This is a genomic window from uncultured Fibrobacter sp. (assembly GCF_947166265.1).
In the GTDB taxonomy this organism is placed as follows: Bacteria; Fibrobacterota; Fibrobacteria; order Fibrobacterales; family Fibrobacteraceae; genus Fibrobacter.
In genome coordinates, this window is the sequence record NZ_CAMVDO010000019.1 from 1 (window position 1) to 15,570 (window position 15,570).

Annotated in this window: 9 protein-coding genes; all 9 read right to left on the reverse strand. The window is 37.9% G+C overall.

The window, feature by feature from the left end; all coding sequences use genetic code 11:
* Positions 1-143: 143 nt before the first annotated feature.
* Positions 144-662, reverse strand: a complete 519-nt coding sequence (locus tag Q0W37_RS10135) for a hypothetical protein (RefSeq protein WP_297701246.1) — start codon at positions 660-662, stop codon at positions 144-146.
* Complete coding sequence (locus tag Q0W37_RS10140) at positions 659-2,308, reverse strand: AAA family ATPase (protein WP_297701248.1); 1,650 nt, start codon at positions 2,306-2,308, stop codon at positions 659-661. Before Q0W37_RS10140 ends, Q0W37_RS10135 begins: the two co-directional genes overlap by 4 nt.
* Positions 2,309-2,371: 63 nt before the next feature.
* Positions 2,372-7,051, reverse strand: coding sequence for a hypothetical protein (locus Q0W37_RS10145; RefSeq protein ID WP_297701250.1), 4,680 nt, complete (start codon positions 7,049-7,051; stop codon positions 2,372-2,374).
* Positions 7,052-7,068: 17 nt separating this feature from the next.
* Entirely contained in the window at positions 7,069-7,818 is a 750-nt protein-coding gene (locus Q0W37_RS10150) for a hypothetical protein (protein ID WP_297701252.1), read from the reverse strand.
* A 6-nt stretch (positions 7,819-7,824) separates the two neighbouring features.
* On the reverse strand, positions 7,825-9,099 hold the full coding sequence (locus Q0W37_RS10155; protein ID WP_297701254.1) for a restriction endonuclease subunit S: 1,275 nt from the start codon (positions 9,097-9,099) through the stop codon (positions 7,825-7,827).
* 83 nt (positions 9,100-9,182) lie between these two features.
* Entirely contained in the window at positions 9,183-9,479 is a 297-nt protein-coding gene (locus Q0W37_RS10160; protein ID WP_297701256.1) for a hypothetical protein, read from the reverse strand.
* Positions 9,480-9,591: 112 nt separating this feature from the next.
* A complete protein-coding gene (locus Q0W37_RS10165) occupies positions 9,592-11,244 on the reverse strand; it encodes a class I SAM-dependent DNA methyltransferase (protein ID WP_297701258.1) in 1,653 nt (550 codons plus the stop codon).
* Positions 11,241-12,356, reverse strand: a complete 1,116-nt coding sequence (locus tag Q0W37_RS10170) for a PDDEXK nuclease domain-containing protein (RefSeq protein WP_297701260.1) — start codon at positions 12,354-12,356, stop codon at positions 11,241-11,243. The genes Q0W37_RS10165 and Q0W37_RS10170 overlap by 4 nt, the downstream gene beginning before the upstream one ends.
* A gap of 6 nt (positions 12,357-12,362) precedes the next feature.
* The gene (locus tag Q0W37_RS10175; protein WP_297701262.1) at positions 12,363-15,545 is read right to left on the reverse strand and encodes a type I restriction endonuclease; all 3,183 of its coding nucleotides are present in this window, start codon (positions 15,543-15,545) and stop codon (positions 12,363-12,365) included.
* Positions 15,546-15,570: the final 25 nt, after the last annotated feature.

Sequence of the window (15,570 nt, forward strand, 5' to 3'; positions counted from 1 at the left end):
TCCATTGGAAAACCCGTCGCGACATTGCGACGGGCTATCCCATTATAGAGTTTTTCTTGACCGTTTGTGGGATGGCTCTGTTCGACCGGAACGGTGGCTCCGCATTTTCCGGAAGGGTGGCTCTCTAGCACCGGACTCGTGGCTCAAAGTACGCCGGAATAATCACGTTTCCATTCTTTGTTGTTTTTCGCTATTAAATCATCTAAAGCATCTTTTTTATTTTGCTTATCTTCAAGTAATTTTTTCTTTTTCGCATTTTCTTTTTTGTATTCAGCATTCAAAGATTTATCATATCTTTTTCTCTTATGTAAATCACTAATTATTTTGTTTTGCTGACGCCATTCTTCTAGAACCAATTCGTATGCATCTCGTTCCTTCTTTACAGATTGTTCACTATACACAAATTTTGATTCAGACTTGTATCTTTGTAGTTGATCATAATCCGCCTTAATAATTAATTCCAATTCATCATATAAAGGCCCAAGCATTTTTCGTAAAGCTGTATTAATTTTTATAGCGTTACCTAATTCTTCTTTTTCTTCATCTGATAATTTCGACTCCTCTTTATCGTAGGCTATACGATTTGCAAACCATTCCCAATGTTTTTGAGCAAGAGTATCAAGTTTCGTGTCGAAATCATCTTTTTTCCCAATATAAATCATTTATTCCTCTCAGCAGATTTTATTTTTTGCAAAAGCAATGATTTCAATATAGGATTGCCAATTCGATTTACAAAGGAATAATCTATAGAAAGCGGACGATTTTCTTCTTTACACTTTTTCATGTCATTAATAATCTTAGTAATTTGATTCTCTACAAATCCACCTATAGAACTTTCTAAGAAAAAACCATCCTTCATAATATCGTAAATATTTCCACCAAAACATCTTGTCGGATTATAGTCACATTTCACATTTGAGAAGAAACCTGATTTTTCTTGTATTCTTTTCATTTTTAGAATGCTTTCGTCTGCAAAATCAGATAACATAAATGGAGAATGAGTCGCTATAAAAAGCTGAAGATTCAATTTTATTCCAAAAGAATCACTCATAGCATCAAGACTTTCTAAAAACTTTGTAAACCATATTCTCTGCCATTCAGGATGTAAGCCTCTATCAACTTCATCTAAAATCAATAAATAATTAGACACTTCTGTTGGATTTTTACTTTTCTTTATCACATTCCAAAAACGGGAAAAGAACTGCATATATTCATATTCTCCGGCACTCATTGGAAAATCTATCGTAACAGGCATAAATATAAAATACGGATTTATCCTTCTTAAATATTCACGAAATTTAAAAACTTGTTCATAATTATTTTCCAAATTATACATAACAGCATCTACTTGTACATCATTTTCAAAATAAACTTTTCCTAAATTGGCTACTTCCATTAATTTCGCAACATTTTCATAAACTGTTGGGTACGTTTTTTGCATATATTCAGCAATAGATCCTGCAAAAATATCTTTAGTATCATTGCATTCCTTTTCACAAACGCCTAGCCACGCAACTAACAACATTTTTTCAAAAAAATTTTTAACTCTATTTCTTAATACAGTTAAAGAAAGGGAATTGAAATATTCTTTCCCTTCAAACTTCTTGTTTTCTAACAACTGTTCAATCTTTCTGCCAATTGAAGTATCATCAAATGTAAAAATCAATCTTGGAGGAATATTTATCATTTTCCACAAAAAAGAATCACCTATATCATCTTTTATTTTGGAAAAATCAATTAAAAAATCAATAAGAACATTTTCTTCTTCTAAGCAAAATCGATTAATAGAATCATTATGTCGTGTACGCATAAGATAGTTTTTTCGCATATTAATGAGATTGCCTGTTCTAACAAGTTCATCGTGATATCTTGAAAAGTCAGATGAATATATAATTGTTTTAAAAAAAGGAAGATTTTTAATTTGCTTATAATTGCAAAGGCATTCGCATCCTTTTGCATAATAAAAAAGTTCATCTTTTTCCTCCCAAACAACAACATAAGATGAAATCATATTGAGATTATTGCCAGAAACTATATTTCCAATTAATTTCAACAACGAAGATTTACCAGTTCCATTTTTACCAACAAATACTTTCAAATCTTGAATTTTATCTGAATATTCTATAAGATCTTTATTCAGAAATACATTCAAATCATAAAGTTTTCTTCCATCTGAATCCCACTTGTATTCAAAATGATACTTCGATGACAAATCAACTCCTAAATTTTCAAACAGAAATCTATTTTCATGATTCATGAAATCTATTTCTTTATATTTTTCAACCCAGAAAAAAACCAATCTTTTCATTTCATTCTCCACATTTAATTGTTATTCAATTCCATAATAATCTTCAATAAGAACACATCCCATTCAATGCAGCCTAAATTCATCCAAAAGCCATGCGGCCTGTTCATCACCTGCATCTACCAAAGTCTCTAAAATTCTTTCATATGCATCTGTTAAATTCTTGTCTTTCTTTATTTCGTCCGAATATTTAACAAAAGCAGCCGTTATAATAACATTTGCAATCTGCATTGTCTCTTTCAGCGGACCTGAAATAGAAGCTGCTTCTTTAGCCTCTTTCAAAGACACATCTATCGCATCAAGAATCTCCGGCAACAACTCTTCTTCATTCAAATTACATATGCCATAAAATATTTCTTCTATAGCGTACTTACCATACTTCTTTAACTGTTCATTAATAAAATATTTGTCTTGGTACGAATATTTAACTTTAAATTGCTTTGGATTTTGAACATAAGAACTTCTTAAGCAGAAGCAGAGAGCCTTATAGAAGAATCGTTTTAACGATTCATTTGAAAGGTTCTCCACCTTTTGCCCGATATATAGCATCTTCTTCTTTATATCATTTCTTTTTTCAGGATGGTCGCTGTTATCAAAATATGCACATTGCATATACTTAAAAATATCCGAATAAAGACGCTCTGTTTCATTTAATAAAATAGGATAATCAATATCGTCAAACAAAAGATTTATTGCGGCATAATCGTCTGTATTTTTTTCCACAATCTCACGACGCAATAATTCTTCAACTTCATCCCTTTGGCGGAACTGTAATAATTCTTCCGCTCCATTGCGATTTTGAATTTGTCCCCAAATGCGGATCATGCATTTCAAAATTTCTTTAACAACTTTAGCAAAAAGAGAATCCTTAAAATCTAAGCCGCAATTAGCAACAAAACACAAAGTGCTAATATCATAATCATCTATATTGAAATCTGTAATTTCAAGAGGATCTTCCTCATATAAATATCTGCGAATGATTTCATCCTTTTGGCTATTATAAGCAGGCAGAGACTTTTCTCGGAAAATCCTATCAGCATACCATAATAAACGATGCATATTAGGCGAATATACAAAATCACCTTTTTCTTTTTTTAAATATTCAGCATTATATTTTTGATGATTCATCTCATCTTTAGCAAGCATTAAAATGGTATTAAAGAATGGTCTCGCAATATCTCTACAGCCCTCATAGCACAGAATTCTTTTTATAGTCTTTGATAATTCAAGTATTATTCCATTGTTTTCTTGGAATGTAAGAATGTCCAACATGAGTTTTTTTATTTCATTCTTTACCTGTATTGAAATATCCATTCTTAATTGCACCCATAGGGCACCAACAAGATTATTGTCACTTACAAACGATTCTCTTTTTAAATATTTTCGTATTCCATCAATCCATATACGGCAAAGATAATCTCTTCGATTTTGATTTAATTTTATGTCCGCTAATGCACAAAATATGAGTTGTATGGTTTTATTTTCAGTTTGCAATTTGAAATAAGCATCTTTTTTAGACTGTTCAATAGCGTAATCAATTGTTGCATTTATCAATTGGTTGTTTATATTATCCTTGTCTTTTATCGCCTCTGTATAATTGGTTAAAAATTTTCTAATAGGACCATCACACTCTTTATATTGCTCTACTAATTTCTTCGCAGCTCCTTTAATTTGATGCTTAGATCCCTTTGCAACATCGCTCTTTTCTTCAGTATAAGCACACCCTTCCATAATTTGAATTTGAAGATATCGGTCTGCTTCTTCTGCATTATTATTTGTAATAGAATAGAGATAATCACAAATTTTTTTACATTTTCCTTCAACCATATCTTTATGTATTTGCCTAGAGATTCGAACATAGTCTCTCAAGCAAATATCGCATTTTTCATCAAGTTCATACCTATTCTTTAATAAGGGAACACCCATAATTGCCTGTGAGATTTGTCTTTCTAATATTTTTTGCGGTTCATCTTTGTGGTGCAACGAACTGCGGCTAATATCCCACCATATCAAATCCATATTCGTCGCTAAATCAACTGCATAACCAGGCAATTCTTTTAAGAAATGAAGCCCTATATAATTGATTATAGACAACAATGCAACATTATTTGAATTTTTGTATATTTCAAAACGAATTTTATCTGCAAATCTATAGAAAGAATCATCCTTTCCATCATTTACTATTTCTAATAATTTTATTATTGTTTTCTTTAACAAATAAATAACATCACTCAGGAGCAAAGGAATTTCATATTCATGAGTAGCGCAAATCCATAATTTTGGATGTCCCCAATAAACTTTTTTTGAACCAGAATCAACAAAAGTAAGCTTTATCTTTTTTACTTCATTCGGTTGAACCGATGCAAAATATGATACCGAAGAATTAACAAAATCAACAGTCCAATAAAAAGCTTTCCAAAAATCACATTTTAGAAGAAATGCAAAAAAGAGATTCTTCATCTCAATTGGGTCCTCATCAGAAAAACCCGATGAAAAGTTATAATCCCTGGCACAATGGCTCAAGCCAAATTGTTTTTCTTTTTCGCGACCATAAAAATCGTCCTGAGGATTATAATCGAATGACAACCACAATTTTTTCGCTAATCGGCCCATTTCGTCAGGCAAAACCTTAACTAAAGTAAATTCACATTCTTTTATAGTCCATTCAGCTATATTTTCTGAAAAACGCTGTCCACTACGATCTTCGCTTTGTTTTTTTTCAATTATTTCGGTAATAAAGGCTTTTATCCAATCCTTAGATGCATCCGCCATTCTATAGATTGCACGTAATAAAGGCTTTATCGCTCTAGGGATGTCCATGCCCCAATATTCAGATTTGTCATTTCTCTTTTCAGCTACATAATGTTCTAAAATTTTGCAAGCCGCTTTTGATGTTTCCAAATCTCTATTTTCAGATTTTGAGTAATCATCGCAAAGTTTGACAACAGATTCTCGATCAGCATCATATGATTGATTCTCAGAAATTAAACGAATTAAGCATTCTCTCGCCTTGCCTGTAGGAATCAACTGTAAGAAATGGTAACCTGACGCCGACACAAACGGTTTAGCATCAAAAGCGTATAGATTTATAATTCGTATGAATTCTAATAAAAAACCAGAACTCAAAAGTTTTGTATAATAATCATAAAAGAAATCTTGGCAGTATTCAGATTTAACGATTCCTATTATTGTTTGACCACGCCAATTATCATCGCCATCTAGCTTGAAGACTAATTGATAAATAAATTTTTCTCTAGAATCTTTAGCAAAGATTTTATTAGAGATCCATATTTGATATCTTCTATATGCACACCGACCAAAATCCTTTATCGCATTGAAAAAAGTGGCATATTCTCCATTACATTCATCAAACAATCGATCAAACTTTATTTCAAAACATATATCCTCAAATAAATCATGCTTTAGCCGAACTAAATCTCCGTTAACAGCAACAATACATTCTGATTCTAGTTTTTTCAAGATTTCTTCATCTAAATCATTTTTATTGACGCCCAGCCGAAATTCCTTAGCTCTATCAAAAACGATTTTCTCAATTGTTTCCCTAATCTTCGACAAATTTAAGCCACTGTCTCTTGCTTTATTCCCCAAACAAATAATGTCATTCCAAATTTTATTTCTTAAATCACACTCATTATTTACATCTGAAATTGAATTAAAATTTGAAAGAATAAGACTGATGTAAAGAGGATTTTTTAACAGGGCCGAATATTTATCCGATTTAGACAATTCTTTAATAAGCGGATATTTACTACATATTCCTTCAATTTCTTCTCTAGAAAGTTCTTCAACTTTATATGGTTGGACTTCATAATTCGCAAATAATTTTGCAAATGCCCCCATGTCAGAAGTTCGACAACTTGTCACAATATGAACATTTTCATTTTTTCTTGCAAGTTCAAATAATTCCTGCAAAAGTTCAATTCTTACAATCGAATTTTGAACATCGGCAATAAATTCTAGTGCATCGATGAAAATATATAATTTATCGTTCGTAATACTTTTTATGCATTTTTCAACATTACAATGCCAAAGATCATCAATTCGTGATGCAGAATTAAGTTGTTCCGCCCTAGTGTATAATACGTATTTTTCGGCACTTATCAGTTTCTTGCACAAAGCAGATTTACCCACACCAGCACTTCCGCTAATGCAAATAATTTGAGCGTTATCTTGCTTTATTTTCTCAATAATCTCACTACGATCTATTTCGTATTCATTTTTAATTTTATCATCAATGTTAATAAGCCCTATATTTTTACTTCTTTCAATAGCCTTTTCAAATTTACAACTATTTTCTTTAGAATCTTTTTCTGCAATATCGTTTAATTGTTTTTGAATTTTATTAAAACTGCTTTCTTGATTATCCAATAAAACTTGTGCATCGTGATTTAGTGACTTTCTAATAGATTCATTATAGACTTCAAATGCTCTATAAACATACTCCTTAACATAATTCCGTTCTTTTTCATTTATTTTCACAAATTTGCTATCTATTAGAACCAATGCTTGTATTTGAGAAATCTCTTCTAAAGAGAAAATATGATTCCCATATGCGGACTTCATATTTTTCTGGAATGTTTCTAAGATATTCCTAACCCTAGAATTCTTAGAGTTTATCTTTGGAAAAACAAAATGCTTTCCAAAAAGACGCATCAAAAGGCCTTTTAATCCCGTGGCTATCGTAATTAAAGCACTAGCAAAATTTGCGGCATTAATAGGATCCATCGTCACCCCCAAAAAAATCACACAACTTCAGCGTTTTGCACAACGTGGTTCACAGCACTTGCAATTATAGAATCGATTTTTCGTCTTTCATTTTCAGTCAATTCAATAGACTCAATGCCTTTAATTGCTTTTTTTCCAGCACAACGGTTATGCCAAGTTGTTTTGCGAAGTAATACCAGCAACTCAGATTTCAATTCATCTTTATACTCGTTTATCAAATCCGCTATTAACTCGGGTTGCATCTGATTGATTGCCTCATTGATAAATGTCGCATTATTTTCATCAGGAATTTTTATATCTTCAAAATATTTAGATGCCGTTTGCAGCAAAATCTCCAAGTTATTTTTTCCTCTTAAATAGTAAGCCGTTACAGGCAAAATTGTAGCTAAGTTCGCAACCATTTCTTCATATTGTGTTCCCATTTTTTTCAATTCTTCAAAAGTCTGCTTTTGCAAAGCGGGAATAAGAGAATTTTTTATTATCGGACTATATTGCTTTTTTGACGCTTCTATCATTTTTTCATCTAAAATTGGAATAAGCTTTTTTACTCTTTGAAAGTAATAATCAAAGTAAGCATTCGTCATTTTTTCAGAATTGAGACGACTTATTAAAAAGAATACTTCTAACAAATAGTGAATAGATTTGTTTATTACTTTAATCTCTTCCGATTTATGATTTTTATAATGAAGAAAATGTGTTGAAAAAACGCCTATCAAGACTCCCAAAAGTCCGGCTAGCGCTGAAATTATGGTGCTCAACATATTCACACTCCTTTACCCTACCACTACTTGGCCGTTCATGAGGAGTGGGAGGAGTTTGTCGCGGAGAGCGGTGAGTTTAGCAATTTCAACGGTATTGCTTTTTATCCTTTCGAATATAGATTTCACTTTTTTGCAGTAGAGATCTATAATTTCGTTGGGAGCAATAGACAAGAAAGATTGTTCGATATCCAATGTGTTAATGGATTTGAAAACAGAACCGGAGCCTTTCTTTTTGAGTTGCTCAATCAGTTGTTTTGTCAAATAGAATAGGTATTCGTATTTTTCCAAATCAAATGGTTTTAAAGCATAGCAAGATTGGTTCATCGCCATCGGCTTTCCACAGACAATAAGTTTCCCTACAGAGCCTCTTGCTGTAATAAAAATTGTTTTTGGCGGATATAGTGCCGATGCGCAATTGTTTAAACCGTTTTCAGTGATGTATTCTTCCGTTGACAACTGGAAAACATCTCCGCAATAATCCGTTGGGCCGAAAAACGGGATGTCGCCATTCCAATATTCCGGTTTGGCTTTACTTGGAGTTCCGCCAGGAAGGATTTCCATCAGCGGACAAATGTTGCTCACTTTCCACCCTACAGGAATTTCCCTTTTGAGGGTGGGGTTGTAGGTCATGGGGCCGCCGGTGGTTTTGTAGGGGTGGCCGTTTTTGTCGGGGAAGTCGTATTGGACGAACCAGTAGTCGTATAGGCGTTTTGCCATTGCTTCGAGTTTCTGGTTCATCTTTTTGTTCAGGGCGATTTTGTCGTCTAATGCGGAAAGGACGGAGGCGATTTTCTTTTGCTCCGGCAAAGAAAGCAATGGAATCCGCAAAGACTTTAAGTCTGGGATATTTAAATTACTAACAATAGAGCCTGTTTGATCAATAATCTGTATCTGCTTTTGAACAAATTGACTTTGAATAGCGAACAATATATAGTTTGGATCTGCAACATCTTTATTAATCTTTAGAAGAACCAGTCTTTGTCCCAAGCAACATTTTAGATTTTTTGGAATCATACAAACAGCTCCCATTGGGGCTTCTCTTGATATCACTAAATCTTCAAATTCAGGACATGCTCTTTGTGTTCTTTTTTCAAAAGTTTCTTCATCAACAAAGAATCCGTTTGAAAAATCCAAAGAACCATTAACAATATTGAAATTTCTAATTACACGAATTCCTTCGTTTTTCCATTCTGGTGTGGAATGAGGGCAATCAATAACATCACTGCACAAGTCTCCTAACTTGTACATTTTCATGTCACAAATTCGTTCATCTAAAGTCATTTCCATATTCGTCCTTATCACACCTTCACTTAGATTGCTTCTCATTCGCTACGCTCAGGGCAGGCCTGCTATAGTTCCTCAAAATGACGCTATCTTTTACCTAATTGCTTATCCAAGAAAATACTTTCTTCAAGTTCTTTGGTTTTACCAGCAAGTCTTGCCAACGAAGAAGCATTTGCCATTTGCTTTGCATCTTTTCGATTCTTTAGTTCTTGGCGTTTTTCGCTATCACGCTTTTCTTCTGCTAATTCCTCTTTTTCTTCTCTTCTTTTTTCTGCCTTTTCCTCATATTCCAATTGCATCTTAGCAATATCTTTAGAAACTCTAATAGCCCTTATTGACACAATAAGAGACGCTAAACTAATGACTATTGCAACTATTTCCATAATAAACCTTTCCTAGATTCTTCGACTTCACTTCGTTTCGCTCAGGATGACACCGTTGCTAAAGGTGATTCCCGCCTTCGCGGGAATGACAGCATAATCCGAGCATCATCAACTAACCTCCGAATGACAGCGAAGCAAGTTGTTTCTGGATTTCCTTTTCGAGTTTGTGGCTTTCGGCGAACATGGCGGTGAGTTCTTCGGTGTCGGCTTTCATCTGGGCGTTGAATTCGTCGGCAGTAATATCGACGTAGTCTATCTTGATGTCGAAATACTGGCCGGCGCTCAGGCTGTAACCTTTTTCCTTGACTTCGCTGTAGGTCACGACTACGCTGAAGTCTTCGACGGCTTTGGCCTTGCGGAAGGTGGTCACGATTTTCTCGATTTCGTCGTCTTCGAGGCGGACTTTCTTGAGGCCGTTCGCGTCCTTGTATTCCTTGCCGAGTTTGCTTGCGTCAACGAGGGTGACTTTGTCGTTGTCGGTCTTTTTGCGGGTCTTGTCGAAGAAGAGCACGCTCACGTTGGTGCCGGTGTTCGCGAACACGTTGCTCGGCATGCTCACCACGCCATAGACGATGTGTTCGTCAACGATGCGTTCGAGGATTTTGTGCTCGATGCCGGATTTCGCGGTGATGAATCCGGTGGGGATAACGATGGCGCCCTTGCCGCCTGCCTTGATGCTGTTCACCGCGTGCTGGATAAAGCAGGTGTAGATGGCCATGCTCTCCTTTTTCTTGTTCGGGACTTTCGGCACGCCTGCCCAAAAGCGGGCATTCCATTTCTTTTCGATGTCGTCGCGGGTGTCGCTGAAGTCCATCTTGAAGGGCGGATTGCTTACAACGTAATCGAACTGCTTGAGGCTCTTGCCATCGTCGCTCTTGTGGTAGGGTTCCAGAAGGGTGTCGCCCTGCACGGCGTGATCGAGACTAGATACGAGTCCGTTCAACAGCAGGTTCAGCTTGAGCATTTTGTTACTACGCTGCGAGATATCTTGCGCAAAGATGGTGCAGCGGTCTTCGCCAATCTGGTGGCTGAGCGCCATGAGCAAGGTGCCGGTGCCTGCGCTGGGGTCGTAGCATTCTACGTTGTGCAGGTCGGCATTGTCGCCCACCAAGAGGCGGGCCATGATTTTTGCGATGGCCTTGGGGGTGTAATATTCGGCGTACTTGCCGCCGCCTGCGGTGTTGTAGTCCTTGAGTAGGTATTCGAAGATATCCGAGAAAAAGTCGTAATGTTCAGCGAAGGCATCTTCGAAGCTGAAGTTCACCAGCTTATCGACAAGAGCGCGGGCAAAGTTTGCACGCTGGGCGTCGTCGGTCACGAAGATGGTGAGCTTTTCGAAGATGGGGATTTTCGTTTCTTGCGCGGTCTTGGTGTAGAATACGTCCAGGTTGTCCTTCGCGATGGCGACCATGGTCTCATCAAAGATGACGTCGAAATCGCCCTTGGCCTGCTTGTTCCAGAGGTTTGCAATCAGGTAGTCGGGCTTGAACACCGGGACTTCGGGCGGCAAGAAGAGGCTCACCTTTTCGCGGTCGGCCTTGGAGAGTTTCGCGTATTCCTCTTCCCACTTGTCAGATTTTTTGAGGGCCTTCAGGCAAGGGTCATTAATTTTCTTGAGTTCGTAGCCGAACTTGTCGGCCATAAACTTGTACAGAAACACCTGGGTGATAATCTTGTATTCGTTGCCGTCATTGCCCATGCCGTACGTTTGGCAAGTAGCCTTGAGAGAGTCGATAAGGGCAATGGTCTTGTCTTTGATGTTCATTTATTCTTTCCTAAAAATTCACAGTATTCCTGCAATGATTTTTTCATCACATCAACAGGAATCAATTTTTGTTTATATTCAGCAATCATTGTCGGGCTAAGAGAGCGACTCAAAGTGTATTCAACCATTGACTTGTCCGCAGAAGGACACAGGATTATTCCAATGCTTGGATTTTCATTTTCTCTTTTCACATCACGGTCTAGAGCCTCTAAATACATATCCATTTTGCTGACAAATTCGGGTTCAAAATCGATCACTTTAAGTTCTATCGCCACCAAGCACTGCAAAGCCCTATGGAAAAAGAGCATATCTATTCTTTTTATGGAGCCACCAACCTGAACAGGGTATTCATTTTCCATAAAAATAAAATCCTTACCCAATTCAAGAATAAACTCTTTCATGTGCTCCAACAAACCGGCATGCAAATGATGTTCATTATGTTTTTGAGGCAACTTCAAAAAATCAAGAAATGCCTTATCTTTAAGCATAAATTCAGCAGCAGGATAAGCTTTTAACATCGCAGGAGAAAGTTTCTTTTCCTTGCTTAATAGTGTTTCGAATGTCTGCGTTACAATGCACCTTCTCAATTCTTCAGTCTTCAAATGCTGCTGTGCCGAATATAAGATATAAAAGAGCCTTTCTTCGTATGTTCCGCAACGATTCAGTATTTCTACATGGTTCGTAAATGTAGTAACCGTCAAAATAGATGGGACGACATGTAATTGTGCAGTTTCGAACTGCACAATTGGATTCGCCGTAATTTGTGCAGTTGACAACTGCACAAATTCAGACTTTTCGAATGAAGTGGCGATTTTTTGAAATTCTTGTGCATGGTAAACTTCATAAAACTTGACCATATTATACAAGTTTCGCTTACCGAATCCCCTCAATTTAGGATTATGCAGCTTGAGATAGTCTGCCAATTCCTTTACAACTTTATCACCCCATCCAGCATCGTGTATTTTTGCCGAAATATAGGCTCCAACATTCCAATAGCACATTAACAGATTCGTGTTAATGCCGCGAATAGTCGCTGCCCGGAATTTCTCTACCAACGAGAAGATATAACCGAAATCGTCTGAAACCAAATTCTTTTTTTTCTGCGAAGCCACGTTTACCTACACTTTATAAAAGGCGTTATACTGGTTAATATACTGCTTGGCGACGCGCTGCTGGATAAACAGGTAATCGGGCATTTCGGGCTTGATTTGCGGGAAGTGCGCGAGTCCGTCTGCAATTTCTTTCATCACGGTCTTGCCAAAGTAGGCGTCCTGTTTGAGGATGTCGTTGCGGTCGAAAACCTTCGCGTCAATCGTTCCCTTGATAGTCAAGAGAGCCTGCACTATTTCTTCATCGAACTTCGAGATAATCGGTGCCTGGTGCTTGGGCTCACGCGCTTTGTTCTCTTCGCGGATGCGCTTGTGAACATAGGCAAATTTCGTGTCGCCGTTGTACTTGCGCAAAAGGGCTTCGTTTGATTTGCGGAGTTCTTCGAGGCGTTTCAGGATGTCGTTCATCGCTCTAGTTTCTTCATTGTATTCCGCCACATCTGCAGGAGTAAACCCGTGCTTCTTGAAAATTTCGTCAATCGCCTCGACAATGCTTATGTATTCAGGGTCATCGTGGTCAAAGTTGTCCGACATTGCACGCGCAATTCGCTTGCGCGTTTCACGGAGTTCCGAGCCGTTGTCGATAATTTTCAATTCTTCGCGACCGATACAGTTGAAGTTGAATTCAATATTCAACAAGGCGTCAATTAAGGCCGCATGGGTCGCATCGCTGTTTTCCAGAGACTCTTTCAGGTTTATTATAGAAATACGGCGGTTTACTTCTGAAAGCATTTCCGGAAGTTTTTTAATCTGGAGCTTTTTGAATTCTTCTTTCAGTTCATCATCGCCAAAAGTGCGCACCAAGTTGAATGCGTCTTTCGCAAGTTCCAGAGCCTTGCGCAGCTGTATCAGCAACTTTTTATCTTCGAGGCTCGAAATTTCTTGAGAAAATTCTTCGGCATTGTCGATTGGATACTTGAATAACGCTTGACGCGTTTCGCGGACCTGTTGAATCAACTCGTCCTTGTCTTCCATGACCTGGCGATACATGTCGGGAATTTTTTCTCCCGACTCGTCATTTCCGTTTTGATCGGAATTGTAACGGTTCAGTTCCCGGAGGTAAGCCTCGTTTGTCTCGTCAAAATTCGCCTTGATATCTGCAAAGTCAATCAAGAAACCACGCTTCATGTCTTTGTAGGGGCGGTTCACGCGGGTAATCGCCTGCAGCAAGTTATGGTCCTTGATTTTGCGACCGAAATAGAGACGCTTGAGGCGAGGGGCGTCAAAACCCGTCAAAAGCATATTGAAAACAATCAGGATATCAATCTTGAAATTTTTCTTGAAATCAAGAATCGTCTGGCGAATCGTATCCTTGTCGGCGCTATCGTATAGAATCAGTCCTGCTTTAAGGTTCGCTTTTTTGAAACGAGTCGAGTTTATTTCTTCAAGAATTTTATCGAAGGATTCGTAAAGTTTGCGCGCCTGCCCCGAACTTTCGCAAATGATCATGCCACCCAACGATTCATCCCCTTGCATTTCTCGGAACGAAATCAAGTCATTCACAATATAGCGAAGCAAGGATTCAACATAAGTCGGGTGCTCAATAATGGCATCCTTAGAAACGGAGCCTTTTTCTACCAATTTCTGGAGGCTTTCGAATGCTTCGGTAATCTTTTTGCGGTAGCTGGTCTCGATTTCTTCGCGAATGATTTTCAGCGTGTAGCCGTCCTGGATAGATCGGTCATAATAATAGGTGTGGAAGTAATCGCCAAAGACCTTGCAGCTCGCCTTTTCATCTCCAATGAGCGGAGTTCCTGTCAATGCCATTTTGACCGAATTTTTGTCGGCATTGAACAGATTAGAAAGAAAACATCCTTGCGGCTTATAACCACGGTGCGCTTCGTCCATTATGAAAATGCGTTGCAGATTCGTGGCATAATCAGGAAGTTCAACCTTGTCCTTGTCGTCCTTAAATTTCTGGATGTTTATGACAGTAATTTCATCTTCGCCGGAATTCCCCTGCAACGACTGATTTTCACGGAACTGTTTCATCAGTTCGTCGCGGGAATTTGCCGTAGTCACCTTCAAGCCACGAGCTGCAAATTCATCACTTGCCTGCTGTAACAAGTCAAGACGGTCCACAATAAAGTAGAACTTGGCAACGACATCTTTCTTTGCATAAAAATCTTTCAGGACTTTTGTCAAGTGATACGAGAGTGCTGTTTTTCCTGAACCTTGTGTATGCCATACCACGCCAGACTTAACACCTGCTTTCAATTTTTCACGGATGGCGAGAGCGGCAAACATCTGCTGGTAACGCATGATGTGTTTTTCATCTCTGGTGATGATGTTTCCATCATCGTCCTGCTTTTCTTCGTGCAAGTACACAATGCCGTATTTCAACAAGAACATTAAGCGTTCTGGGCAAACCATCGATGTCAATACACGATTCGTAGGAGTATTGATACCAAGGTTTGTCTTGTATTCGGCATTCTCTTTCAATACGGGCACATTGAAATCCAACAAGACGCGTTCTTCTGTCTTTGGATCTATCGGGGCGTATGCAAAATTCTTGTTAAACGGCGCAACCTGGGCACGTGCAGGATTTTCTTCACGAAAACAGTTGAACTTTGCCCTGTCTCGAGCCGCCGTACAATAAAAGACCCCTTCAATCGGCACAACACCGCCCTTGGCGTCATACTCCATGTTGTTGGAGAAGAGCATTAGCTGCGTAATGTTGATAAAACGGCGGAATTTCTTGTTCGGAAAGCGCTCATTGTTCATCCGCTTACTTTCGGCAATCATACCGCCCGCATTATTGGGCTTTTTGACTTCGATAAAAACAAGAGGCAGGCCGTTTATAAACAGCGTTATGTCCGGGCGGAATTCATCATCACCGTTCTTGCAAGTAAATTCCGCGGTGCACTGATAAGAATTATTTTCAGGATGTTCAAAATCCACCAAGCGATAAGGCGAAACCGAAACCAAGCGCTTGTAGAATTGACGACCCAAATCGTCATCGTCCAGTTCCTTGCGAATATCGGCGAGAACGTTTTCAGCAGAATATTTCGTGCCTGGATTTAATTGTTTAAATTGACGTTCAAAGGTGCTTTTCAAAATGTTGGTATCCGGATCGTAATAGCCCGCGGCACCCTTTGGAATCTTCCCTATGTATGTATAGCCGAGGCGCGTCAAATGCAACAGCGCAGTCAGCTGCACTCGAGTCGCTTCGTTAAAATCGTTCCTTGCCATACTGATTCCTTTATACCAACAAAAC